This window comes from Sphingobium olei, assembly GCF_042678845.1.
In the GTDB taxonomy this organism is placed as follows: Bacteria; Pseudomonadota; Alphaproteobacteria; order Sphingomonadales; family Sphingomonadaceae; genus Sphingobium; species Sphingobium olei.
Genome location: NZ_JBHTLS010000055.1, coordinates 1 through 2604, shown reverse-complemented (window position 1 = coordinate 2604; position 2604 = coordinate 1). Strand labels below are relative to the sequence as shown.

Annotated in this window: 2 protein-coding genes; both read left to right on the top strand. The window is 62.2% G+C overall.

What is annotated here, in order from left to right:
• Positions 1-204: 204 nt before the first annotated feature.
• Complete coding sequence (istA, locus tag ACFQ24_RS04070; protein WP_380909181.1) at positions 205-1731, top strand: IS21 family transposase; 1527 nt, start codon at positions 205-207, stop codon at positions 1729-1731.
• 11 nt (positions 1732-1742) lie between these two features.
• Positions 1743-2483, top strand: a complete 741-nt coding sequence (gene istB / locus ACFQ24_RS04065) for an IS21-like element helper ATPase IstB (protein WP_380909179.1) — start codon at positions 1743-1745, stop codon at positions 2481-2483.
• Positions 2484-2604 lie beyond the last annotated feature (121 nt).

Here is a 2604-nt window from a genome sequence, read left to right as displayed (position 1 = left end):
TGCGGATTCCGAGGTCATCGCGCGCACCATTCCGATTTGATGGCGCGCGGGCTTCCGATTTAATCGCGCGCAGCGTTCCGAGAATTGTCCGCGCAGCATTCCGAGCTGATCGCGCGCAGTTTGAGATGTGGAAAACCTGATCGTTGGGTCATTTCTGCGGTCGCATAGCGACCGGAGGAATGGATGCCGACGAGGAGGGTTTCGATGCGCCAGGTGCGCGAGATATTGCATTTGAGCCTGGATGCCGGGCTTTCCACACGTGTTGTTGGCGAGCGCACGGGCGTGGGTCCAACGACAGTTCGGGATACGATCAGGCGCCTGAGGCTGGCAGGTCTTGAGTGGCCGGTTCCCGATGGAATGACCGATGCGGAGCTGGAGGCCAAGCTGTACGGTATTCCAGGCGTGAAGCCCGGACGCCGCAAACAGCCTGAACCGGACTGGTCGACGGTCGCGCGCGAGTTAAAGCGCAAGCATGTGACGCTGCAGGTCCTATGGGAAGAGTATATCGCTGCTCAGCCTGACGGATATCGCTACAGCCGTTGGTGTGACCTGTTCCGGCGCTGGGAGGGGCGGCTGTCGCTGGTGATGCGTCAGAGCCATGCCGGTGGCGAGAAGCTGTTCGTCGATTACGCTGGCGACACGGTGCCCGTCGTGATCAACCGCCGAACCGGCGAGATCCGCGACGCCCATCTGTTCGTCGCGGTGCTGGGCGGCTCAAGCCTGTCATTCGCTTGTGCGACCTGGACGGAGCAGTTCGCCGACTGGATCGAGGGGCATAATGCCGCCTTCACCTTCTTTGGCGGTGTCACGCAGTTGCTGGTGCCCGACAATGCAAAGGTTGCGGTGATCAAGGCCTGCCACTTCGATCCGATGCTGAACCGCAGCTACAATGACATGGCCCGTCATTACGGGACGGCCGTATTGCCGGCGCGGCCCCGGAAGCCGCGCGATAAGGCGAAGGTTGAAGCCTGTGTCGGCATTGTCGAGCGCTGGGTGCTAGGCCGACTGCGCAACCGTGTCTTCTACAGCCTGACTGAGCTCAACGCCGCTATCGCCGAGTGCCTCGCCGATCTCAATGAGACGCGGGTTCTTCGCCAGTTCGGTCGCACCCGCCGCCAGTTGTTCGAGGAAATCGACGCGCCCAATCTCAAGCCGCTGCCCGCCGAGCCCTGGGTCCATGCGGAGTGGAAGCGATGCCGTGTCGGGCTCGATTACCATATTGCCCTCGATCATCACCATTACTCTGTACCCCATCGCTTCGCCCGCCGTGAGGTCGAGGCCCGCTTCACCGCGCGCACCGTCGAGATCTTCCTGGGCGGCGAGCGCATCGCGGTTCATATGCGTGGCAGCGGCAACGGCCGGCATACGACGGTGCCCGAGCATATGCCTTCGAGCCACAGGCGCTATCTGGAATGGACGCCGGCCAAAATCCGGGAAGAGGCTGCCCGGATCGGGCCGATGCTGTCGCTGCTGGTCGAGCGCATTATCGCGGACCGACCACATCCCGAGCAGGGCTACCGCTCGTGCCTTGGTATTATCGGCCTCGGCAAACGCTTCGGCGCCGATCGGCTTGAGGCTGCTGCGATGCGCGCGCTGGAAATCCAGGCGCGCAATTACCCGTCCGTCAAATCGATCCTCGAAAAGGGGCTCGACAAGGTGCCCGTGTCCAAAGCCCCGGAACGCGAGCCGATCCTGCACGACAACATCCGGGGCTCCCAATATTACCACTGAAAGGAGCGACGATGCTCAAACACCCAACCCTTGATCAACTGAACCAGCTTGGGCTGACCGGGATGGCCCATGCCTTTGCCGAACTGGACGGCAATGGTGACGCCGCATGTCTTGGCCATGCCGAGTGGCTGGCCCTGCTGCTCGATCATGAAGCAACCTGGCGCAACGATCGGCGTCTTGCGCTTCGGCTGCGTCACGCCAAGCTGCGGCATCATGCGGTGCCTGAAGACGTTGATTATCGCAGCGCGCGGGGGCTCGACCGCCGGCTGTTCGAAACCCTGCTCAAAGGCAACTGGATCGCCGCCCACGAGAACCTGGCCATCATCGGACCCGCAGGGGTCGGCAAGAGCTGGCTTGCCTGTGCGATAGGCCACAAGGCCTGCCGCGACAATCGTTCGGTCCTCTACACGCGCCTACCGCGGTTGATCGATGACTTGTCGCTGGCCAAAGGAGACGGCCGCATCGCCGCCCGCATGAAGAGCCTTGGCAGGGTCGATCTGCTGATACTGGACGACTGGGGGCTTGAACCGCTCGACGGAAATGCCCGCCACCACCTGCTCGAGATCCTTGAAGATCGCTATGGCCGCCGCTCAACCTTGGTGACCAGCCAACTTCCTGTGGCCCGCTGGTTCGATCTGATCGGAGATCCGACCTACGCCGACGCCATCTTGGACCGCCTCGTTCACAACGCTCATCGGCTCGAACTCGCCGGCGAATCCATGCGCCGAAATCTCCCTGCTCAAGCCGCTTGACCAACAACGAACAGGAATGACATCTTCACCCAACGATCAGATGATCCACCTGCGCGCGATCAGATCGGAACGCTGCGCGGCATCAGATCGGAATAGATGCGCGCGATCGTCGGAATCCGCA

Bases quoted from the DNA above. Each gene is read 5' to 3' on its own strand.
- istA (WP_380909181.1), top strand. From the start codon at position 205: ATGCGCCAGGTGCGCGAGATATTGCATTTGAGCCTGGATGCCGGGCTT.
- istB (WP_380909179.1), top strand. From the start codon at position 1,743: ATGCTCAAACACCCAACCCTTGATCAACTGAACCAGCTTGGGCTGACC.